This is a genomic window from Calothrix sp. NIES-2098 (assembly GCF_963875125.1).
Lineage (GTDB): Bacteria > Cyanobacteriota > Cyanobacteriia > Cyanobacteriales > Nostocaceae > Aulosira.
On the sequence record NZ_CAWNKJ010000001.1, the window covers coordinates 1,337,251 to 1,359,115 of the forward strand.

Here is a 21,865-nt window from a genome sequence, read left to right on the forward strand (position 1 = left end):
GATCGCTCAAATTTTACGCGATCGCGGCTCGTGATTGGCCATTAATTTAATTTAACAATGCCAAAGTTACCAGGATGCCGTGGTTGGCCAGATAGCAAAGGTTATTCCTGGACTCTGGATGTTGACAAACATCGTCTGACCATCAGGAGAGAAGCAGACCCCAGCGAACTCTGATGTATTGAGGGCATTCCTGGCAAACTTGTAAAGACTGCCAGTGGGAGTAATGCCCAAAATGTAATCTGTGCCATCCCCATCTTCACAGAGGAAAATGTCGCGGTTGGGGAAAATCACAAGATTGTCTGGATTATCTAGCACACCAGAATTGTTGGGTTCAATATACAGTTCAACGGTATTGTCAGCGGTCGAATAGCGCCATATCTGACCATCTCCAGAACTACCCCCACTCTTGCAAGTGAAGTAGATATAATTGTTGCCATAAAAGATGCCTTCGCCACCGGAAAACCTGGCCGCACCTTTGTTATACCCTTCTGTTCTGACAGTATCAGTGGCGGGGTCGGGATTGGTAATCTGCACCCAATCTACTGCCTGAGGCGTATTTTTTGGGAAACCTGTAGCTGTGTTGATTCCAGACGATCCTACAATCCTTAAAGCGTATAGCACACCGCCAGCACTCAGGTTATAGCGGTCGTTAGGAACAAAGCGGTAGAACAGCCCGTTACCCTGGTCTTCAGTCATATAGATATACCCATTGCTGGGGTCTACAGCAGCAGCTTCGTGGTTAAAACGCCCCATCGCTGTTAGGGGAAAGGGGGTAACAAAAGTTGTTGCGCTACTAGGAACTTCAAACACGTAACCATGCTTTTTGTTGTTATTCGTTTCAAAGGTTTCTTCGCAGCTTAACCATGACCCTGAAGGCGTAGGGCCACCAGCACAATTGCGAATGGTTCCCGCTAGGACTCCCCGATGGTCTACCAAGTTGCGGGAAGAATTAACAATCAATTTAGTGCAACCGCCCCTCGCATTTGTGTTGTACTTCTTGCTATTAGGAGCGCTCAAACCATTGCTAGAAGTGGGAGTGAGTTCGTGATTGCGAATGAGAATCGTGTTGCCATTAGCTCCTGCAAAGGCACCCATACCATCGTGACCGCCAGGTACTTTGTAACCATCATTCATCGTTTGACCTGTTTCGGACAGTCTGCGGTAGGTAAATCCAGCAGGCAAATCTAAGTATCCGTTGGGATCGGGCACTAAACTGCCGTAGGGGCCCGCAGCGATCGCGGGTTTAGCATAGAATGCTTGCAAAGGAGATAGAAGGACAGCGCCTGTAGCCGATGCGCCTGCCAGGGTAAAAAATTGACGCCTTGATAAGGTCACTAAATGCTCCTTAATTTTTTAATCAAGTCTATTGGTAGTAGATCGATTGATAGTCATCATGGAGAGATTGAGTTATTGGTATTAAGAGAAAACTAAGATAAATTTATGAAATGCAAAATCTACCTTAAAAAAATCAGCATTTTTTCAATTAATTTAGATATAAGAAATGACAAGACTTATGTGGACGGATGACTAATCTATGCCCAACTCTCAACAGATGATTCAATGTTGATTGAGGTTTCTTACAGCCAAAAAGCGATCGCTCGCGTTTTCTGGGGAATTATAAGGGAAGAATACTTCCAGAGTCACCATGAAACAGCAATTTTTCAAAACGATTTTTCTAGCTTCTTTAACTGTGAGTCTGCTTGCAACTATAGTTTTAAATACACAATCTATTCTGGCTAAACCAGCAACAAAACGGAGTCTTAATGGAGGATGGGTTTTGGGTTTTGCCATAGGTCATCAGCAACAATCAGGTGCAAACTTAAATAAGTTTCTTGGTGGGTTTGCCTTGTATCAACTGATCCAAAAAGGAAATAAGGTTAATATTTTTGACATTTGGGGCACGCCAGGCCCCCAAGGAGAAATTACAAAAAATACTATAAAATTTCCACCCTCTTACCCTGTAGAAGATAAGTGTTTGTTAAATAGTAAAATAATTAAACAAGGTAATGTTATTTTATTCCTAGACCCTTGTCCTTCCTACAGAAATGCTTATCCTATAATGATTCGCTTAGGTATACCTAGCTGTCCCAAGAAAAAGGATTACCAGCAAATTTTGAAGGCTTGTAAAATTCCTAAATGACTTAACTGCTTTCAGTTGCAGGTTTGGCTATGGGTAACTATATGACAATATTGTTAATAGGTTTACGGCATACTCAAAGACTTCTATCATTCAAAGGATAACTCGTTGAGTGAATACCTTTCTTTTCCTTCACAGAAGGCTCTCGCAGCGTAGCCTAGGAATTTAAAGTGTAGAAAAGAGAGGTTGTTAAACGCTTGTAGTATCGGCTTTCAAGTCGAGTTCCTTATGAATTTACATTCAGGCCTCAGTCAGGCGATCGCCTACTTCAATCATTAGTTTTTTGAATATATCCAACATGATTATTCTTATAAAAACTTTGAACCAATATATGTATAATTCTTAATGAATTTTTAATTCACTCCTGTAACATAATATAAGCGACCAGCTTAACTTTACCCCTGAAATTTTTAATAGGCGTAAGGGTATGATTTCTCAAGAATATGAGTCAATTTCTCATGTCAACGAGTTGCTGAGACAAATCAGAGTTAAAGAAAATCAATTAAAAATTGCACAAGAATCTCATATGATCTATGCGGCGCAATCTATAGAAAATCAAATATTAGAATTACGGCATAAGTTATCCGAATCGCAAGACCCTGAATTAGCAGCATTGATGAGTTTGTTAGAGGATTGAGTTTTGACAACAAGGCGGGAAACGAGATCGAGTTTTCCGCCTTGTTCGTTCTGATACTGCGCGGTTGCTTTGAGCGATCGCGCAGAGTTTTTCTTTACAAGCTATACAACAGTGTAGTATATATCTCCACGCTTAACCTTAGACTGCGTAGGGAATACAACTATTCTCAAAAAATTTTGTAGTATACCCTTGACATCTTTGTAGCGCTTGTATTACAAATGTAGTATCAACAAACAAGCCTCCACAAGAGGCAAAACTAAAACCTCTCAGAACCTTGACAATTGCATAGATGCCAGTTTTTGAGGATGTAGCTCAATAACTCTCATAGACACTGCTCACTTTTGGGGTCGCGATTGGCGTTCGACTGCTCCGAAACCAACAAACGGACGGTTGCAGGAGTCGGTTTCGATTCCCGACGACTCCACTTGCTTTGACTTTGATTACAGCTATTCCAGCTTCAATTAGAGCATAGCGATCGTGCAAACTTGGGTCTGTAGCTCTAACGGTAGAGATCCCGGATGTCACTTGTGCCCTAACAGAAAAAGCTTACATACTAGCTCAATTAGTAGAGCGCTCGTCTAGTAAACGATAAGTTGCAGGTGCGATTCCTGCGTGTGTTACCACAGCTTTTTCAACTCGCATGAGGTGTGAGTGCAACTCTCACAGGGAGGGTATCGGTTCAATTCCGATCAGATCCACTAATAGTAATTTGTAATTTAAAAAGAGGTGATGACAATGGTTCATATTCGATTTGAAGGACGTTCTGTTGATGTAGCAGAAACACAACTAGGAATTGCAGCAGGTATGAACGATCTAGCAGTCAAGGAGCAGGTTGCTCGGCATTTAGATGTAAATAGCGATCGCCTCTCTGCTTATATAGTCGATCGCCGTCCTAGTGGCGATTTGATCGTTCGGCCTGAAGCTGTTTATGGTTAATTTGCTTAATCATCCGTGCCCGAACACTAGAAGCATACATACACATTGATAACGTCCCTAAGGTAGTAAACTTCGAGCGATCGAACCAGCGAAGCATGATTTCTAAATCTGCAAGAGATTTAGCGTGCGTGCCCACTGCCAATATTTGGTAAGAGCGACCGTAGTTGTAAAAAGCTTCTTCAACTTGCACGGTAATCATTTAAGATTTAATTCCGCGCCCTAACTTGTGAAGCATACACACACTATCTGTGAAAGGATATGCAGGTTCGATTCCTGTCGCTCCCTTATATGGGAGCGTAGCCAAAATGGTAAAGGCAATTGTGAAAACTGCTTTGCTAACTTGTGCGGAATTCCAATTATTTAAATTGTATTTATCTTATACCTTAACTCAATCGCAGATATGGAGGTGAATTCAATGATGTCCGCTAACTTATGTATCCTCAAAACTCAATTTGTAAAACTATCTTTAAACAACATAAGTTATGAGCGAACATCGTTTGAGCGAAATTGTGATTGAGCGTCCTCGGTGTGGGAGAAGAATTCCTCTTAAAAAACAAACAGGTTATAAAAAGCAACTCTACAAACTCACTCAGGATGCAACTGAGGATGGATTATTTAATTCCTACCTGATTAAAGCCAGAAATAAATCAAAGTATCTTTCCGATCATCTTGGCCCCTTGCGGCGGCTTTTACGTTCTAAAGTTGGACAGCCTTGGAATAAGGTCTACAGCGAACTGTGTCAACGATTAGACCACAATACAATGGCAGGACAGCACGTAATCGGTCATATATGGGATTACGTTGAACGCTATGTAGAAATCATTGATGGTATTCCTTATCTGAAAGCGTCACGAGGCTTTCAAATTCCCTTAGATGGTACTTACCGCGATCGCTTCTATATCCATCCAGAAACTGGCATTCTTTGTACAGTCGAGATAATCCCTCGAAAGCAGAAGCAAAAGCCAGAACAAACCGATGTTGTAATTGTTGATGATTATCATCAATACCACAAAATAAAGGATATTTGGTATCTAATTACTTTTGAAGATTTTCCCCCACCGCCAACTGATTATGTACAGGATGTTCTGACAGGTTTAACCCATCGTTCTCGCTATTATCACCGCAAAATTTACGCTGCGAGAAAACAGCAGTGTAGCAAAAAAGAAATTCGGTTTATTTTAAATCAACTTTCTAAACAGTAAAATTTTCACTTCGTGCCCTAACCGAAAAAGCTTACATACTAGCCGAATTGGAACAGGCACTTGACTTAGGCTCAAGCTATTACAGGTTCAAATCCTGTGTGTGAATCAACAGCTTTTTCAACTTGCACGAAGTGATTTTATTCTTGATCAATTATGAGTAAACTGCAACTCATTGGAGGTTGCCATGTCTGTGAAAACTCTAGAAATTTTAGAACAACTCAAATCTCTAACTGTCAACGAAACTGCTCAACTAGTAAAGCAGATTGAAGCAACCTTCAATGTAGATATTTCCACACCGAAGCTCATTCAGATTGATAGACATGATGAAGATGAGGTTCAACCACAGATTCAGACGGAGTTTGATGTCTTGTTGGTATCGGTTCCAGCAGAGAAAAAGATTGCCTTACTCAAGGTCATTCGGACGGTGACTGGACTGGGATTGAAGGAGGCGAAAGATTTTGTGGACTCGCTTCCGCAAGTAGTTCAAACAGGATTGGATCGAGAAGCGGCTGAAGTTCTCAAGCAACAGTTAGAGGAAACAGGAGCCGTTGTTTCTCTCATATAGTCAGGATGTCTCCTTTCTTTGTTCTCTGCGTCTCTGCGTGAAAATTTCTTTTTTAACGAACCGCAAAGACGAGGCAGTGCGTTGGGCGGCTTTGCCGACTTGAAGCAACTGCCGTGCAAAGGACACGAAGAGAAGAAAAGAGGCAGAGAATTTCACAAATGAATTAGATCGAATTTACTATTTGGCAGTTGTTGCCGCGCCCCGATCGCAGAAGCTTACATAACTCTGCTCAAGTTATATACAATGCTTCTACAACTTGCGCGGTGACTTATTCACCCCGCGTGCAACATCTGCCTCCTCATTCACTACAACTAGAGGAGGTTATCATGAATACCGCAGAACGCGATCTGCGTTTGGAAATGCTCAACAGTTTGCTGACAACACCTCACCGCAAGCTTGAGCAAGTCGCAGAAATTCATAAGTTAATTGTTGAATTAGATCCGCTTTTTTACGGACACTTGGCAGTTTGGTATCAGCGTCATGGTGATGTGCGCGACCACAAGGAAGTATTTGTGGCTCACTTACTAACTAGCAATTTGACCGAACACAGAGATGCTGGATTTGTGATGCTGCAAGAGTTCCCACCCTATCAGGTGGCTCGTATAGTGGACTTTATGAAGCAGCAGCAAAATAAGCTGCCTCGTTCGGCTCGTACTGCGGTACGCCGTTACCTGAAGGCACGAGAAAGCAATCCGGCTCTATTCGATCGCGCAGCTTTGCGAGGTCGTAAGGCGATGAAGCACCTGTATGCTTCACTGCACATTAAGCCAAATGAACGGGCAAATGCGATTCTGTTCCGCGATACTCCACCAGAGGGTTCTTTAGCAAATGTGCTGAAGCAGCTTGCTAAGGCAGAAAGTGCCGCAGAACAAGCACGGCTAATTGTAGAGTTCAACATTCCCTACACGATCGCGATCGGTGCAATCAAGCAACTTACACCAGTTGTATTGGTGGCGTTGATCAATACTATGACTCCTCAGGAAACGATCAATAACCTCAAGTCACTCCAAGCGAGAGGTGCAATGGATCACCCAGAAGTCAAAAAGCTGATTGACTCTAAGCTGGAGGAAGCATCTAAAAGTGGACGTGTAGCAGCATTCAAAGCACAGATTGCCGCAGACGCCGCAGATTTGGACGCAGACACCGTTGCTAAGTTAGAAAAAGTGACTAACGAGCAGGTGAAAAGACGTGGTGCGATCGCTCGCCCAACCGCCCTACTGGTGGACAAATCTGGCTCAATGGAAAATGCGATCGCGCTTGGTAAGCAACTTGCTGCTCTCATCTCTGGTATTACTCAGGCAGAATTATATGTCTACGCCTTCGATACCATTCCTTACCCCGTCACCGCCCAAGGCAAAGAGTTGACCGACTGGGAGCGTGCCTTCCAGCACATTAAGGCAGGTGGTGGTACTAGTATCGGCTGTGCATTGGAAGCAATGCGCAAGAAAAAGCAGGTAGTTGACCAGATTATCATAGTGACTGACGAAGGTGAAAATGCTACACCTTACTTCAGTGAAGTCTACAAGACCTACTGCCGAGAATTTGCGGTATTCCCCAATGTAGTGATTGTCCGCGTGGGTACTTATTACAACTGGCTAGAAAGTCAACTCAAGCAGCAGCAAGCACCCGTAGAAACCTTCACTTTCCAGGGCGACTACTACAGCTTGCCAAACCTTGTACCACTCTTAACACGTCCCTCTCGTCTGGATTTGCTGATGGAGATTATGGATTTGCCATTGCCTGTACGAGATGATAAGTAAATTCTAAAGTATGACAATGCTTATTATGACACTCTAGTAAGCATTGTCTTCTTTCTCAGATTTTAACTAGTTGTATTTTGCTCAAGCCAAACAACTAAATCAGATATATTTGAAAAATCTAAAAATGCTTCTCCTAAGCTTTCTAATTGTTCAGTAGATAATACTTGAAGACTTTCAATTATTAATGAATCTATCTCACCAAAGCGTCTATTTAAAAGACGTAAAGTATATTTCAGCGCTTCCTTTTGTTTTCCACTTTGTTCTCCCTTCTGCAAAATATGCTGATAAATCACTGATTCTTGCATAGTTTCCTCCCGTAATAATTGCAGAATCAAGTCTTGCTCAAACTTTAACCCTGCTAATATTTCTGTGTATGCAGCTGTATTTTGTCTAGTCTCGATATCTGGAATTTTAGCAATTTCCTGGGCAACCTGCGATAATAGCATTTCGGGTGAATCGGTTCGTGTTAAAGGTGCTAAAGGTAATAACGCCCAATTACCAAGAAATATTGCTGAATCTTGCTCCCACATTCGTATAACTCTATAGCGGTGGGTTGTTACCTCGCTGACATATTCCTCAGTAAAAGCGATTTCGTCACTTGTCTCTTGTAAGAAAATCACTACTTGTGTGACAGGAACTTGATATTTACGTATCAATCTAACGTAATAATCAAGCATCCTTAGAGCAATTGGTGTTTGGGATTTAATAGTAGTTTGAAATTCCAGATGTAAAATCCGATTTTCTGTGTGCAGAAAGGTGACTGAATCAGCACGTATTGGTTCGATGCTTAATTCAGTTTTTAATATTTCAATTGTTTGCGGTTCTTGATTTAATAACCAACGAGTAAAATCAATAGGGTACTTTTCTGCAAGTATTTTGCAAAGGTTGTCATATTCTGCCATCTAAAGAATTACGGTGGATTTTATTCATTATTTTATGCTTAGATTGGCTTTTGACAAATTCAGCCGCATTATCTGTGTCATCTCCCTTTTCATCTTTGATAAATATTGTAGTATATTGTATTATATTAATATCCTGCGTGCCCTAACTCTTGGAGCCTACATACTAGTACGAGAGGAAAAGTAACACTGTCAAATACAGTGGGCGTGTGCGAACGGGGAGTGCGAAGAACCTGGAAAGTGGGCTTAGAAGTAGCCATCTTTAAAAGAGTGTGTAACAACTCACCAGCGGAGTCCCTCTAGTAACTGAGAACACGCAATGCTCCACCAACTTGCACGCGGGAAATAATTATATAAATTCTCTAACTTTGCTGAATTAACGTAGAAACTCTTCTTTGTGCCTTTGCGGCTTTGCGTGAGCTATGACTGATATCCGTAAGCTAATTAACCAAATTGCTAGTGCAGAAGCACAGTTATCTGCTACCCAATTTATTGCACCTTGCGTCAAAGGTGGACGAGTTCGCACACGGGTAGCTGGGATGGTTTATACCTTCACGCCAAAGCCTAGTCAATTTCAAGGTTGGGGTATCTTTCAGCCTGTGGATGCGAAGACAGCAACGGTTGTCGAAGAAGCCGACTTACCCCAAATTGCAGAATATTTGCAACACTTTCCCCAAATACGACTGCGGTTAGCACACAAACTGCAAGGAAAAACTTGGTTAGCATACCCTGTGAATGAAGTAGATATGCGTCAACGGTTGAAGGTAGTCAAACCGATCGCAGTCCATCTAGTAACTGAGGGTGTTGTCTTTGAACAAATTATCGCCCGTTGTCATAGACAGTCTTGCTGGTTTGAGGAAATCGATCGCCGTACCGATCCGGAAATTGTGGAAACTCTGCAATCTGCTGTAAAGCAACTGACTCCGGCTGAGGAATTGCAGTTTAAAGGGATTACTCCAGAAATCCGCACTGTGTATGAATTAGCAACTCAGCGGATTGAGGGATTTGCACAACCGCAACAGGATGAAAAGCGGCTAAGAAAAGCATTGCGAATGGGTGGCGGTGAATTACGCCAATTTCAGGATCGCGGTGATTACTGGACAGTTGATTGGAGAACGGCTGATGGTGTTCTCCACACTAGTGCGATCGCCAAAACTGATTTGACTGTAATTAGTTCTGGTATTTGCTTGAGTGGACGCGATCGCGATTTTGATTTGCAATCTTTGGTAGCTGTGATGGAACAACAAGAGTGGTGAGGACAATGAGTATCTTTTTTCACGAACAGCTTTACCGCAGCAATGCTGTGATGGCAAAACTCAAGAACTATCCTGTAAGTATTTGTGGGGCTGGAGCGTTAGGAGCTAACATTGCGGAAAACTTGGCTCGGTCTGGGTTTGATAAACTTACAGTCATCGATCGCGATCGCATTGAGGAACGTAATCTTTCCACCCAGCCTTACTACCGTTCCGATGTTGGCGCATTTAAGGCGAAAATCTTAGCGAACAATTTATACCGAGCAATTGGTACTAAAGTTGATGCCAAGACAAAGGAGTTGACATCAGCAAATGCAGCGCAACTACTTCAAGACAGCCAGCTAATTGTTGATGTTTTTGACAACAGCGTGGCACGTCAAGCAGTGAAAGATTATGCCGATAAATCAAAAATTGCCTGCCTTCATGTTGGGCTAGCAGCCGATTATGCAGAAGTGATTTGGAATGACGTTTATCGCGTTCCTTCTGATGTGAATGATGATGTCTGCGATTATCCTCTGGCGCGAAACTTGGTGATGTTAACTATTGCTGTGGCGTGTGAGGCAGTTATTGCATTTATTGCTACACAAGAACAGCGTAATTTAACCATTACTCTCAAGGATTTGACTGTTCAATCTTTATTTTTGTAGGTTGCGATCGCTTATTAGCCCCAGAAATTAAATTTATGTTTTAAAGTTAAAAATAGGTTGATAAAATGCGATTTTTAGTAAACCTATGAAACTGTTAGGGTTAATTCTACCTACTTTTTTGCTGTTGAGTACGCCTGCGATCGCAGTTGAGTTCAACGGAAAAAATATCGATGGACAAAAGCTGCCTGCGAAAGCTTACTATTATGGAACTGGTGGGATCTATAACGTTCAAGTAAGCTTTCACAAAAGACGAGCAACAATCTATTTTACTGATGGCAACCAAAGCACCATACAGTTGAATCAGCAGGTAATAACTGATTCCAAAAATATTGTAGGTTTTGGTAAATTAGGACAATTTCCGATAAATAGAAATTTCAGTGTTGGGTTAGTGTATGACAATGATGGGGTTGGTAGCAGTAGCAGCCAATTACAACAGTCCAATCCGCTTGAAGGTTTTTGGAGAATAAGTTTGGACTGAAGACTCGCTTAGAGAATTTGGTAATTTACAAGCGAATTTCTCTTCAGTTTTATTTTCTAATTGTGAGACTTTTTACCAAAAATCAAGAGGCTCAGATACCCGAATTCTTCAATAAGTCGGGTATCTTTTTATTCGTAACTCATTTATCACTGCTATACAAATCATCTATAGGGGGCGGAGTTTCCTGCCCTTTACTGAAGGCATAATTGGATTCATGCAAGATAATTATTAAATGCATACAATAGTACATGACACCGATTTGTCTATCAAGTCAGTGTTATGCTTGATTGCCCAAATCCATCTCTAAAGATAGATGAAAAATAATATATTAATTAGTTTAATTAGCTCCTTAAATCAGAAGAAACAATCTGTTTTACTATTTGATTCAATAGCTGCTGCTAATGAAATTGCCTTGATGCTAAATGGTCAATGGGATGGCTGTAATGGAGTAATATTAGACCAATGTGATGAGGTTGCTGTTAATACTGCTACCAAACTAACAGAAGCTACATGGTGTTATCAAGGCGCTGCAAGAACTGTTTTAGCAAGATTAACAACTGATGAATTGTTGCGACGTTACGCAATTGGAGAAAGGAATTTTATTAATGCCAACTTGAGATGTGCAGTGCTAACATCAATGAAGCTGAATCAGATTAATTTCAGCCATGCAAAATTGAGTTGGGCTGTACTAAATCAAGTTGACCTCAGCCAAGCTAATTTAACAGCAGCAGACCTTAGTGAAGCTCATTTAATTGGAGCCGACTTGACGAGAGCAGAGATAGTCAGAGCAAACCTAACTCAAACAAACTTGCAACAAGCAAATCTAAGAGGGGCGAATCTAACTAGGGCGAATTTAAGTGAGGTTAACCTGACTGATGCAGATTTAACAGGAGCGAATCTAGCGCTAGCAGACTTAAGAGGCGCAAAGTTTCACTCCTGTAATTTAAGTAGGGCTAACCTAACAGGTGCAAAGTTCATTGAATCTGACTTAGCTTTTGCTAACCGATGATATGCTGGAGGCGATCGCATTTTGCCATAGAGCAGAGAATAACACATGGCAAATGGGTACATTAACTTCATGACATTCACCAGTGATGAAGGAAAATGGAGAATTCTTACCCAAAAGCTCATGATTTGCCCAGCAAAGAGATTTATCAACGAATTTTTAACAATATTCAAAAGGTCATAAAAGGGCAATCAGCAGCAATCAGGAAATTGCTGTCAGCCTTTGCTAGTGGGGGACACGTACTGTTAGAAGATTATCCCGGAACCGGTAAAACCACCTTAGCAAAAGCCCTAGCATACTCTGTAGATGTTAGTTTCAAGCGCATTCAATTTACACCAGATCTATTGCCTTCGGATATCTTGGGGATTTCGATGCTTGACCCCAACGAACGCACCTTTCATTTCCACGAAGGCCCGATTTTCGCTCATATTGTTTTGGCTGATGAAATTAACCGGGCTTCACCGCGTACCCAATCTGCGCTACTAGAAGCGATGGCAGAGTTTCAAGTCAGTATTGATGGAAACTTGCGAAAACTGAGAGATCCGTTTTTTGTCATCGCCACTCAGAACCCAGTGGAATCCCGCGGTACTTACCCGCTTCCAGAAGCCCAAATGGATCGTTTTGCACTTCAGTTTAGTTTGGGATACATATCACCGGAAGACGAGGTTAACCTGCTTTCAGACCAAATTCAACAACACCCTATTGATTCAATTCAACCTTGCATTGATTTGCAGGACATCATTATTTTGAAACAGCAGGTCAAGCAAGTTCGTATTTCTCAGGAATTAAAAACCTACCTTGTAGATATTGTTAATGCTACTCGTTCTGCCCAAGGCGTGCAATTAGGAGCAAGCCCCAGAGCTTCGATTGCTTTAATGAAGATTGCGCAAGCATTAGCTTTATTTGATGGCTATGAATTTGTCACACCAGAACATATCCAAGAACTTGCAGTATCTGTAATTGCTCATCGCCTCGTGATGGAACCGCAAGCGCGTTTCTCTGGTAAAACTGCCACAAGTGTTGTTGAAGATATCCTCAAATCTGTTCCTGTTCCAGTTTGATAGCAAACGTGCAAGATGAAACTTTTTATCTATCGTCTTTTCTATTTCAGTTATGGCATTCAACGCAAGCTAACGAGACGAGTTACTGTTAGTGGCATGGTTGTTTCTGTACTAGCGATCGCAGCTGCTTTAACTGGGTCTAGTAATGCAAGCATGAACTATCAGATAGTAACTTTTCTAGTATCTATTCTCATTATATCTGTAGTTTCTAGCCTGCTGTTTCGCTATCGTTTTGGTGCTAATCGCCATCTACCTAGATTCGCAACCGTTGGCGTAAATCTGAAGTACAAAATTGTCATTCATAACAAAAGTAACAAAATACAAAAAGGACTCAAATTATTTGAAAATTTTGCCGACCCCCGCCCAAATTTTAAAGATTTTCTAGAAACATCTGAAACTAGAAAAGTTAAGAAACATTCGTTGGTTCAAGCTTTTGGATACGACCGTTGGCTGTGGTTAATTTCTCGCAAACAATGTGCTAAAGCTTTACCAATAGATTTACCCACCCTTGCACCTAATAGCAAAACAGAAGTTGTTGGTGAAATCATACCTACCCAAAGAGGCGTAATTCGGCTGACGGGTATGACCGTAGCTAGACCAGATCCTTTTGGACTTTTTAAAGCTTGTAAAAGTATTTCTTTAGCCCAATCTTTATTGATTTTACCTAAGTTATATCAGCTACCACCAGTTCAACTTCCGGGTGTCAAGAAACATCAATCTGGTGGTGTGGCGTTAGCCTCTTCTGTAGGAGATTCAGAGGAATTTAGGTCTTTGCGCGATTATCGTCCGGGAGATTCGCTGCGTAAAATTCACTGGAAAAGCTGGGCAAAAGTTGGTAAGCCAATTGTCAAAGAAGAACAGGATGAGTTTTTTGTCCGACACGCTTTGATTTTAGATACATTTCAAAGCGTTAACTATAGCGAAATTTTAGAAGAAGCAATATCAATTGCAGCTTCATTAGCCTGTGAAGTTCAAACTCAAGAATCATTATTAGATTTAATGTTTGTCGGTAATGAAGCTTATTGTTTTACCTTCGGTAGAGGACTCAGCCATACTGATAAAATGCTAGAAATTCTCGCATCTGTTGTCGCCTGTCGAGATAAATCTTTTGATTCTCTGATTCCAGTAGTCCTTGAGAAACTATCTTTGTTGAGTGGCTGTATATGTATCTTTTTGTGTTGGGATGAAGATAGAAAAATATTAGTGAATTATCTCAGAAGTGTGGGTATCCATACCTTAGTGTTAATCGTTACTGATAAAGAAGGTAAATTAGACAACTTTGATTTAGATTCTCTGAACGATCGCTTAACCAGATCCCATATTTTAAAGTTGGGCAAAATACAAGAGGAACTAATGCATATATGAAACCACCAGTACTTCTCTTGAGCGCTGCTTTAATCTTTTGGGGTTGGCAGACAGGAATGTGGATTTTTGCCATACCAATGGCTCTGATTTTAGCAGGATATCGCTTGATTAACTCGCGGTGGGATTTTTCTTATGAGGATTTCCGGCGCATTGCTAATTTGTGTTTGATAATTCTGATTATTGTCTTTGTTTCTCTGATAACTACTAATCGCTCAATTTACTTAATCTATAATTTGTTGCAGTGGTTTCCATTAGTATTTTTTCCCTTGCTGGCGGCGCAAACATACTCTGTAAATGAAAATATTGATATTCGCACGCTATTTATATCACAAAAAAATGTTATTAAATCCGAATCAAGACGATACATTATTAATTTAAGTTATCCCTATTTTGCTCTCTGTATGTTATCTGCTGGAGCCGCTAATACTAGGGATATCTCTTTTTATATTGGGATGTTTTTACTCACAAGTATTGCTCTGTGGTTTATCCGATCGCCACGATTTTCACCAATTATTTGGCTGTCTCTAATTCTGCTGGCTGGAAGTATGGGATTTGTCGGACAGATAGGGGTATATCAACTGCAACAGAAGTTAGAGGATACTGTTGTTTCATGGTTAAGCAAGAGTAATAATATCGGTCAATTAACAGATTCAACAATCAAACAAACGAGTATCGGTGAGATTGGCACATTAAAACAGTCAAATGAGATTATTTTTCGCGTAGCTTCCGATAATCAAAACGTAGCTCCTGGTTTGTTGCGAGAAGCAACTTATGATAAATACAAATCTACTTTTTGGGTGGCATCAAATTCTAATTTTACTACTGTACAACCTGAGATGAATGGTAAGACTTGGCGTTTAGGGAATGCACCAGCCGATAGCTCAAAACTCACAATTTCTGCCACCCTGAATCAAGGGAAAGGCTTATTAAGGCTAGCTGACGGAACATTTGAAATTGATGAATTACCAGTTAGCCAAATGGAGAAAAACAAATATGGTACGGTAAAAGTAGAAGGAAAAGATAATGCGATCGCTTACCGCATCTTATTTAATAAAAGCCTTTCTTTAGATAGCCCACCGACAGAAGAAGATTTGCAAATCGCCCAACCCGAAACAGAAGCAATCAACCAAATTATTAGCCAACTAGATATTACAGGAAAATCTCCCAGAGCCATATTGGAGCGTGTAGATAGCTTTTTTATTAAAAATTTTCGTTATTCCTTAAAATTTATAGAAAACAATCATCGCGCAACGCCTTTATCAACATTTTTACTCAAAACCCGCGCTGGACATTGTGAATATTTTGCCACTGCAACTACATTGCTTTTACGGGCGGCTGGGATACCAGCGCGTTATGCTGTAGGGTATTCGGTGCGCGAATTTAGTCAGTTAGAGAACCAATACATAGTTCGTAGTCGCCATGCTCATGCTTGGACATTGGCATATATAAATGGTAAATGGCAAGCTTTTGATACTACACCTGCTGATTGGGCAAGTATTGAGAATGCAAATGCTTCTAAATTAGCATTTATCTCTGATTTATGGTCATTTTTTAGTTTTAAACTATCAAGCTGGTTACGTTCTGGCTTAATGAGCAATCTATTTAAATATGGCTGGTGGCTAATTTTGCCGTTAATATTGCTGCGATTGTGGAAGTTTAATTCCCATAATAAAGTTCGTCGTTTATCTACAAAACAAATATCGGCTAAACAAGTAGCGAAAGTAGATATCAATAGGAAAGAATATGAATTTTATTTAATTGAAAAAACTTTAAACGAGTTAGGTTTCAGCCGTCAACCTTCAGAGTCTTTAAAAAACTGGATCGAGAGGTTAGAAAAAGAATTACCTAACTCAGATTTAATTAATGATTTAACATCGCTAGTAGAACTGCATTACCGCGATCGCTTCGATCCTCAAGGTATTAAAGAGACTGAAAGAGCAAGATTAAAATCTGCTGTGCAAGCATGGTTGGTGATGTTGCAAACGCAATTTCCTAAAAATTCGGCGAGAAACTAAATCTCTTTGTGGGTGGCTATATCTGGCATTAATTATCGCCAATCATCAATGGCAAAAACATCTGGACGATTATATCCTGGTTCATTCGGTCTATGCATTGCTACGCCAATGACCTCACTACGATAACCACGAGCGATCGCTCTACGGTAAGCTTCGTCACGACTAGTATTAATTCCAGCAAGTAACTTTGACATTCCTTGGGTGACAGCTAAGTGTTCGCATAGATCTAATAACTGCTCAAAACGCTCTCCCGCACCAGTCCCCGATTGCACGGCTCCAAACTTGACAAAGCACGTGTCGCTACCTGCTTCTGTGCCTGCACCGTAGTGACAAACGGCAAATCCTGCCAAACCGATATCATCCCAAAATAAAACTGTATCGCCTAGTGCTTGCTGGTTAACTGTCTGAATCTCCCTGGTTAAATCTAGTCCTTCATAAATAGCATCAGTGAGTTGGTAACTGGCTTTGAGAAATTCAGCACGTTTATCTTCAGTTAACTGAGAATATCTCATTCCTGGGGGTATTACCTGAGATGGCTGCACTGACTTTCCCAGGATTGGAGTTAAAAAACGTAAATTAAACCCAAATTTTTGATAGAGTGCGTGATGCTTGGGACTGGTAGCAAAAGTGAATAGTCCAGCTAATTGAGTTTGCCATTCTGTAAAGCAGGCGATCGCAGGTTCTACGAGTTTTTGTCCAACTTTTTGCTGCCAAAAATCAGGATGAACGCTTAACGGGCCAAAATAGCCAAAACTTCCCCAATTAACCACCAAGTTAGAACCGATGATTTTTCCATCCACTTCAGCCACAAATGCTGCATTTGGATCGGTTTGCCAACGGTGTTGGATATAAGCTGCATCGCCAGCAAATTGACTCGGTTCTGGTAGTCCGACAAAAGTGCCAAAAGCCAACCGAAAAATGCGATCGGCAGTTGCTAACTCATTCGCCTGTAGTAAACGGATTGAAATACTCATTTCTTGATTCTCTGGAGATTTTATAAGTATTACTTACCGAATTTGAGATTTTAAATTTCCAATTTTAGATTAAAGAATTTCTTAATCTAAAATCCCCAATTAAATTTTCACGCTCGAACTCCGATTTGATTTTTGCGCAGCTAGGTACATTTCTACCTCTTTAATTTTTTGTTCTCTGTTCCTTGATGCCAAAATTTGCGCCGTGACTTTTAATAATTCTTCCAGTGCAACAGGTTTAGCTAAGTGCATCTGAAAACCAGCTGCAAGTGCTTTCTTTTGGTTAATCTCTCCCGCATAAGCAGTAAGAGCGATCGCTGGAATATCTCCTCCTTTTTCTGGTGGCATAGCACGAATTAAACGGATGAACATATAGCCATCTATCCCCGGCATTCCAATATCACTCAATAGTAAATCTGGAGGGGATTTTGCTATTATCTCTAAGGCTTCGCCTGCTGAAGTTACTGCCGTTACAGATGCTCCCAAATCTTCGAGCATCACAGTTAGCAATTCATCTGTATCGATATCATCATCTACAACTAAAAGGCGTAGTCCTGCTAAATTCAAAGAATTATTACAGTCACGATTATCTTGATTTATTTGTGGTGGCTCGACCATTAATGGTAACTTGACAGTAAATGTTGCCCCTTCTCCTTCTCCCTGGCTTTGAGCTTGAACGCATCCACCATGCAATTCTGCGAGATGACGCACAATAGCTAGACCCAATCCCAAACCACCAAATTGTCGGTTACTTTTACCATCAGCTTGGCGAAAATATTCAAATACGTGGGGCAGAAATTCTGAACTAATACCTTTACCATTATCTTGAACTTGAATTACTGCATAAGTGTCTACTTGTTCTAATCTGACTTCTACTTGACCCCCTGATGGTGTAAATTTGACGGCGTTAGAAAGTAGATTCCAAACTATTTGTTGAAGACGTGCTGCATCTCCACAAACAAGACAGATTGGGCGATTAAATGAGGTTTTAATTTGAATATTTTTGGCTTCCAATGCTAAATGCATGGTTTCCAAGGCCGCTTCAATTATATGAACTATATTGAGAGGCTGGATATTTAAAACCATTTTTCCTTGTTGAATGCGAGAGATATCTAACAAGTCTTCGATGAGTTGAATTTGTAACTTCGCATTGCGCTCGATAGTCTCTACTGCCCGCAGCAGCTTTTCTCCTCGCTGAAATTTCTCGGTTTTGAGTAATGTTGCCCAACCTAAAATTGGGTTGAGAGGAGTACGTAATTCATGGGAAAGAACTGCCAGAAATTCATCCTTAATTCGGTTTGCTGTTTCCGCTTCAGTACGTGCAGCTTGCTCTCGCTCTAGTATTTGTTCTCGCTCTACTTCTGCTTGCTTGCGCTCGGTGATGTTTCTAAAAAAGATGCCTAAACCATCTTCAGCTGGATAAGCGTGGACTTCAAACCACTGATTGCCAGATTCGCAGAATGCCTCAAAATGGACAGGTATTGCTTCAGTAAATGCTCGTAGATATTCTCTCTCGAACTGTGTGCCTTTAGAATTTGGCCACTGCTGCCAAAAGTTTTTACCAATCAGCTTCTGTGGCTCTAAATCTGTAATTTTTGCTGCTTGTCGATTTACGTAAGTAATTTGCCAGTCACGATTAACGGCGATAAAAGCATCGCTCATGCCTTCCAGAATATTAACCAAACGTTGACGCAGAGCTTGCTCGCGGTAGAGCCATTCATCTTTGTCACGATTGGATTCTTCAAGACGCGCATTAGTTTCTACAAGTGAATTGTTGAGTTGAATGAGTTGTTCTGATAGTTCAGCACGAGCCTGATATTCTCCAAGCCTGACTCGTTCTACAGCCAGCGCTACTTGAATCTTTGCTCTTTGGGTAATTGCAGTTCCCACTAGCAAGGCGACAGCACACTGTACTAGTAAACTCAGCTTGTGAACGTGTAAAACTTCTGGTGGTACGGGAATTTCTGGTAATAAGATCGCGTTGGGGTAGGCAACTAAATAAAAGAATAGGGTGACGAAAACGCACAAACTAGAGATTAGCATCCCGCTAGTAACGCCAAAGCGGCTTGCTGCCCACAAAACCGGAACAAAGCTCAAAAATGATAATTGTTGGAATCTAAAAGTTTTGTTGTTAGTTTCCGCAACTGTCAGCGCGGCGATCGCGACACAAAGCAGTATGATGATGCTAATTTCTCCCGCAAATCGCCGGGGCTTCTGGAAGATAAGAGCATTCAGCGTAGGATCTGCGGTTTCAGATTTGGGGAACCACCCCCAAGATTGTAGGTATGGAGTCAGAACTAATAGGGCAGTAGGCGTAATCGCCATTACGCCCATAGCATTGCCCAACCACCAATGAGGGATACTTTGAGCCAGAGTATCAGCTGGCATTTTCCCTAGAGCCACCCAAGCTAAACTACCAACTACAGCTAAGGTAGCCGAGGCTGCTAACGGAACGCTTAGTGTAAAAATTGCCGCATCCCGGAGGCTATTTAACCGCAGCGAACCCTGCGAAAAACGTCGGTAGAGCAACCAAGCAATCAAAGGTTCTATACCATCAAGTAAACCAACTAGCTGCTCCCAACCATTCAGCCCCCAAAATGGTGCCATCAAAAACGATGCGATCGCTGTTAGGACAATACCATAGGGCCCTAACCAAAAAGTTAGAGCGATCGCCACACCTGAGGGCGGAAACCATAAAGATACTCCAGGCTGAATGCGGTAAATCAAGGCCATTTTATGCGCCAAGATTAAGGCTAGTAACCCTAATAATGTAATGACAAGCCTTCTACGCATAGGTGCAATAGGATGAGAGTCTGTCATGGGGGTAGATAATTCCAGAATATATTTAAGACGGGTAGGGAACTTTGTTCTTCCGGTAAGCCGCCAAAATTAACTGCGTACACCCGTCGAGTTTCCCAATTGCCCAAGTTGGGAAATTCTTTTAACAGTTCCTTTTAGAGATTCTTCCTTAAAGAACTAACTTACTACAGCGTTGGGACACTAGGATGCATAACAAGTTTTTCTTTCTACATTTTTCCCAACTAGTCTTGATGGCCGATTTGCCTACACCGCAAATGAAAATGTTTCTTTCATCTTCCTACCTCATTGTCACAGGACATTGATTTTCATCAGAGGTTGGCATGATTCAAGCAAAGTATGCAACATTTTGCAAGAGGAAAATATTAAAAATGAAAAAACAATTTTCTTAAAAAAATATGAAGTCTAAAAATGAAATCAGAACTCTATACGCGGCTTGCCTCAATTAGCAAAATGCAGGTTTTGTCATTGCAATATATTTATATTTCTTTACGTTTATCTACTTAAGACATCTAGCAACATAAAGATAAATTCAGCACCTCCTATGCCTAAAATTGAGCCAATGTTTGATGTAAAAACGTAGAGAATAATATCATATTTTTCTCTATTCTATTATGTACAGCTATGTACAGCAATTTGCTGGTTGCCAAAATATTTATTTGCAAATAACAGCTTACAAACACAATCTACGAATACTTACCGTAGTAATAAATATGATGAATTTGCATCATTTTTAATGAATAGGCTGTTTGAAAATTCAACTCAACCGTTGCTGCAACCACAAAGCCAATAACGGCAATGCCAATCGATAACCCTGTTCTGCATTGTAAATTAGACCTTTGTGTTGTAACCCAGTCAAAGCACCTTGAAGACTACCTCCCCTTGAAAGCCCGTGTTTTTGAATATACTCTTTACTTTGTGGTTTATCAGTAGAATCTAAAGCTAAACATTCCAGCAAGTGTACCTGATTTGCGGGGAGTAACATCAATAATGACTCAAAGGTAATAGACAAATCTTTCAGTAATTCAGCGATCGCCTGCTGTACCTCTTTTTCAGTAATTAATGCTTCAGGACGACATAAAGTTTGCAGACGGCGAATCAGTGTCATCGCATCGCCAATGTGTCCCTGCACTGCATCTAAGAAGAGTTGTAGTGCTTGAGAGCGAGAATCAAATTTTAGTCCTTGTGTATGTAAAATCTCTCTCGCCCATACTGCTAAAACGTCTTTAGCCAAGGGTGGTAACTGCACAGTCTCTAAAGGATAATTAGTCTCATCTGTTTGCTGGCTACTCTCTGCGATCGTGGCGATCAGAACGTAACTTACATCTGTTTGCACTTTAATTTCTCGCCGCAATGTTGTTTCCCACAAACCATTACGATCCCAAGAGCGAATGTGAGGAAAACTCTGTAAAATTAGCACTACTCGTTGATGCAAATCTACGGCGATAATTTGCGGCAATTGCAATAAGATTTCAAATGCTTGCCATAGCTGCTTTTGATTGAGGGAATGCAATAGTTTGAGTTTACCCTCAAGATTTAAGACGAAAAATTCACTAGCATTTTGAGCTACCCAGTCTTGGATTTTTGCTGGCTGCCAATTTTGGCTAATCGTTTCTGCCAACAATTGCACAAATCGCTGCCCATCTATGGCGCGGATACAGTCTATTTCTAAGACGATCGCACCAACTTCTTGAGCTGCTCCCCGCACTAGAGTACGCCTTCCACTTCCCGGTACTCCTGTAATCAGCAAATCACCATCCCGCGCCAACACTTCTACAATGTGCTGAAATTCTGCCGATCGCCCAATTAATTGCAAAGGAGTAGACAAATCCAAAATTTACCCGCCTGTTGAGTTTCACCCTCTGTGTAACGCCAGCATACTAAGTTGTGGGAGTAGTGGGCAAGCTTTGGGGATGAGGGAGTGTGGGGAGAAATGGGACGAGGGGACTAATATCAATTCTCCAAAATAAGACTACACATAGGCAGTAGGGGCAGGGTGCAGGGGGAGAATTATCTGTAGTCAGAGTTTAGAGAAATGGTATGAGAGACGCGGAGAAATAATAAATGCCCTATACCCCATGCCTAATAACCAATGACAAATTGAAGCTAGCTATGA

Annotated in this window: 18 protein-coding genes, 1 tRNA gene and 1 other annotated feature; of the genes, 14 read left to right on the forward strand and 5 right to left on the reverse strand. The window is 41.1% G+C overall.

All coding sequences use genetic code 11. The annotated features are described in order from the left end of the window. Positions 1 to 66: 66 nt before the first annotated feature. The gene (locus AACU33_RS05585; protein WP_096587420.1) at positions 67 to 1,335 is read right to left on the reverse strand and encodes an alkaline phosphatase PhoX; all 1,269 of its coding nucleotides are present in this window, start codon (positions 1,333 to 1,335) and stop codon (positions 67 to 69) included. 310 nt (positions 1,336 to 1,645) lie between these two features. On the opposite strand from AACU33_RS05585, the gene AACU33_RS05590 reads away from it, so the two are divergent. From AACU33_RS05590 to AACU33_RS05620, 7 genes are all read left to right on the forward strand, one after another. Then, positions 1,646 to 2,140 (forward strand): hypothetical protein, encoded by a 495-nt coding sequence (locus tag AACU33_RS05590; protein WP_096587421.1) that lies wholly within the window; start codon positions 1,646 to 1,648, stop codon positions 2,138 to 2,140. A 424-nt stretch (positions 2,141 to 2,564) separates the two neighbouring features. Beyond that, on the forward strand, positions 2,565 to 2,774 hold the full coding sequence (locus tag AACU33_RS05595; RefSeq protein ID WP_096587422.1) for a hypothetical protein: 210 nt from the start codon (positions 2,565 to 2,567) through the stop codon (positions 2,772 to 2,774). 735 nt (positions 2,775 to 3,509) lie between these two features. Next, positions 3,510 to 3,710, forward strand: coding sequence for a hypothetical protein (locus AACU33_RS05600; RefSeq protein ID WP_096595151.1), 201 nt, complete (start codon positions 3,510 to 3,512; stop codon positions 3,708 to 3,710). A gap of 482 nt (positions 3,711 to 4,192) precedes the next feature. After that, positions 4,193 to 4,912, forward strand: a complete 720-nt coding sequence (locus tag AACU33_RS05605) for a hypothetical protein (protein WP_096587423.1) — start codon at positions 4,193 to 4,195, stop codon at positions 4,910 to 4,912. 32 nt (positions 4,913 to 4,944) lie between these two features. Beyond that, positions 4,945 to 5,015 (forward strand) — tRNA-Leu (locus AACU33_RS05610). A gap of 81 nt (positions 5,016 to 5,096) precedes the next feature. Further along, positions 5,097 to 5,477 (forward strand): 50S ribosomal protein L7/L12, encoded by a 381-nt coding sequence (gene rplL / locus AACU33_RS05615; RefSeq protein ID WP_096587424.1) that lies wholly within the window; start codon positions 5,097 to 5,099, stop codon positions 5,475 to 5,477. 326 nt (positions 5,478 to 5,803) lie between these two features. Beyond that, the gene (locus AACU33_RS05620) at positions 5,804 to 7,237 is read left to right on the forward strand and encodes a vWA domain-containing protein (protein ID WP_096587425.1); all 1,434 of its coding nucleotides are present in this window, start codon (positions 5,804 to 5,806) and stop codon (positions 7,235 to 7,237) included. A gap of 62 nt (positions 7,238 to 7,299) precedes the next feature. On the opposite strand, the gene AACU33_RS05625 is transcribed toward AACU33_RS05620, so the two are convergent. Next, positions 7,300 to 8,139, reverse strand: a complete 840-nt coding sequence (locus tag AACU33_RS05625) for a DUF4351 domain-containing protein (RefSeq protein ID WP_096587426.1) — start codon at positions 8,137 to 8,139, stop codon at positions 7,300 to 7,302. 230 nt (positions 8,140 to 8,369) lie between these two features. Then, positions 8,370 to 8,425: a sequence feature (23S ribosomal RNA rRNA prediction is too short), on the forward strand. Between the two features lie 133 nt (positions 8,426 to 8,558). Between AACU33_RS05625 and AACU33_RS05630 the strand changes: the two genes are divergently transcribed. The 7 genes from AACU33_RS05630 to AACU33_RS05660 all read left to right on the forward strand — a co-directional run bounded on the left by AACU33_RS05630 (position 8,559) and on the right by AACU33_RS05660 (position 15,961). Further along, on the forward strand, positions 8,559 to 9,392 hold the full coding sequence (locus AACU33_RS05630; RefSeq protein WP_096587427.1) for a hypothetical protein: 834 nt from the start codon (positions 8,559 to 8,561) through the stop codon (positions 9,390 to 9,392). 5 nt (positions 9,393 to 9,397) lie between these two features. Next, the gene (locus AACU33_RS05635) at positions 9,398 to 10,036 is read left to right on the forward strand and encodes a ThiF family adenylyltransferase (protein ID WP_096587428.1); all 639 of its coding nucleotides are present in this window, start codon (positions 9,398 to 9,400) and stop codon (positions 10,034 to 10,036) included. An 85-nt stretch (positions 10,037 to 10,121) separates the two neighbouring features. Next, positions 10,122 to 10,514, forward strand: coding sequence for a hypothetical protein (locus AACU33_RS05640; RefSeq protein ID WP_096587429.1), 393 nt, complete (start codon positions 10,122 to 10,124; stop codon positions 10,512 to 10,514). A 313-nt stretch (positions 10,515 to 10,827) separates the two neighbouring features. After that, positions 10,828 to 11,523: a pentapeptide repeat-containing protein gene (locus AACU33_RS05645; protein ID WP_096587430.1), complete on the forward strand. Its 696-nt coding sequence runs from the start codon at positions 10,828 to 10,830 to the stop codon at positions 11,521 to 11,523. 95 nt (positions 11,524 to 11,618) lie between these two features. Next, positions 11,619 to 12,581: an AAA family ATPase gene (locus AACU33_RS05650; RefSeq protein ID WP_096587431.1), complete on the forward strand. Its 963-nt coding sequence runs from the start codon at positions 11,619 to 11,621 to the stop codon at positions 12,579 to 12,581. 15 nt (positions 12,582 to 12,596) lie between these two features. After that, entirely contained in the window at positions 12,597 to 13,946 is a 1,350-nt protein-coding gene (locus tag AACU33_RS05655; protein ID WP_096587432.1) for a DUF58 domain-containing protein, read from the forward strand. After that, on the forward strand, positions 13,943 to 15,961 hold the full coding sequence (locus AACU33_RS05660) for a transglutaminase-like domain-containing protein (protein WP_096587433.1): 2,019 nt from the start codon (positions 13,943 to 13,945) through the stop codon (positions 15,959 to 15,961). Before AACU33_RS05655 ends, AACU33_RS05660 begins: the two co-directional genes overlap by 4 nt. Positions 15,962 to 15,993: 32 nt before the next feature. On the opposite strand, the gene AACU33_RS05665 is transcribed toward AACU33_RS05660, so the two are convergent. The 3 genes from AACU33_RS05665 to AACU33_RS05675 all read right to left on the reverse strand — a co-directional run bounded on the left by AACU33_RS05665 (position 15,994) and on the right by AACU33_RS05675 (position 21,583). Continuing rightward, positions 15,994 to 16,935, reverse strand: a complete 942-nt coding sequence (locus AACU33_RS05665; protein WP_096587434.1) for a GNAT family N-acetyltransferase — start codon at positions 16,933 to 16,935, stop codon at positions 15,994 to 15,996. Positions 16,936 to 17,034: 99 nt separating this feature from the next. After that, a complete protein-coding gene (locus tag AACU33_RS05670) occupies positions 17,035 to 19,725 on the reverse strand; it encodes an MASE1 domain-containing protein (protein WP_339375784.1) in 2,691 nt (896 codons plus the stop codon). A 781-nt stretch (positions 19,726 to 20,506) separates the two neighbouring features. Next, the gene (locus AACU33_RS05675) at positions 20,507 to 21,583 is read right to left on the reverse strand and encodes an ATP-binding protein (RefSeq protein WP_339375785.1); all 1,077 of its coding nucleotides are present in this window, start codon (positions 21,581 to 21,583) and stop codon (positions 20,507 to 20,509) included. Positions 21,584 to 21,865 lie beyond the last annotated feature (282 nt).

What these genes read in the sequence shown, in the direction of transcription:
- AACU33_RS05590 (WP_096587421.1), top strand. Translation starts at nt 1,646, where the DNA reads ATGAAACAGCAATTTTTCAAAACGATTTTTCTAGCTTCTTTAACTGTG.
- AACU33_RS05595 (WP_096587422.1), top strand. Translation starts at nt 2,565, where the DNA reads ATGATTTCTCAAGAATATGAGTCAATTTCTCATGTCAACGAGTTGCTG.
- AACU33_RS05600 (WP_096595151.1), top strand. Translation starts at nt 3,510, where the DNA reads ATGGTTCATATTCGATTTGAAGGACGTTCTGTTGATGTAGCAGAAACA.
- AACU33_RS05605 (WP_096587423.1), top strand. Translation starts at nt 4,193, where the DNA reads ATGAGCGAACATCGTTTGAGCGAAATTGTGATTGAGCGTCCTCGGTGT.
- rplL (WP_096587424.1), top strand. Translation starts at nt 5,097, where the DNA reads ATGTCTGTGAAAACTCTAGAAATTTTAGAACAACTCAAATCTCTAACT.
- AACU33_RS05620 (WP_096587425.1), top strand. Translation starts at nt 5,804, where the DNA reads ATGAATACCGCAGAACGCGATCTGCGTTTGGAAATGCTCAACAGTTTG.
- AACU33_RS05625 (WP_096587426.1), bottom strand. Translation starts at nt 8,139, where the DNA reads ATGGCAGAATATGACAACCTTTGCAAAATACTTGCAGAAAAGTACCCT.
- AACU33_RS05630 (WP_096587427.1), top strand. Translation starts at nt 8,559, where the DNA reads ATGACTGATATCCGTAAGCTAATTAACCAAATTGCTAGTGCAGAAGCA.
- AACU33_RS05635 (WP_096587428.1), top strand. Translation starts at nt 9,398, where the DNA reads ATGAGTATCTTTTTTCACGAACAGCTTTACCGCAGCAATGCTGTGATG.
- AACU33_RS05640 (WP_096587429.1), top strand. Translation starts at nt 10,122, where the DNA reads ATGAAACTGTTAGGGTTAATTCTACCTACTTTTTTGCTGTTGAGTACG.
- AACU33_RS05645 (WP_096587430.1), top strand. Translation starts at nt 10,828, where the DNA reads ATGAAAAATAATATATTAATTAGTTTAATTAGCTCCTTAAATCAGAAG.
- AACU33_RS05650 (WP_096587431.1), top strand. Translation starts at nt 11,619, where the DNA reads ATGGAGAATTCTTACCCAAAAGCTCATGATTTGCCCAGCAAAGAGATT.
- AACU33_RS05655 (WP_096587432.1), top strand. Translation starts at nt 12,597, where the DNA reads ATGAAACTTTTTATCTATCGTCTTTTCTATTTCAGTTATGGCATTCAA.
- AACU33_RS05660 (WP_096587433.1), top strand. Translation starts at nt 13,943, where the DNA reads ATGAAACCACCAGTACTTCTCTTGAGCGCTGCTTTAATCTTTTGGGGT.
- AACU33_RS05665 (WP_096587434.1), bottom strand. Translation starts at nt 16,935, where the DNA reads ATGAGTATTTCAATCCGTTTACTACAGGCGAATGAGTTAGCAACTGCC.
- AACU33_RS05670 (WP_339375784.1), bottom strand. Translation starts at nt 19,725, where the DNA reads ATGCGTAGAAGGCTTGTCATTACATTATTAGGGTTACTAGCCTTAATC.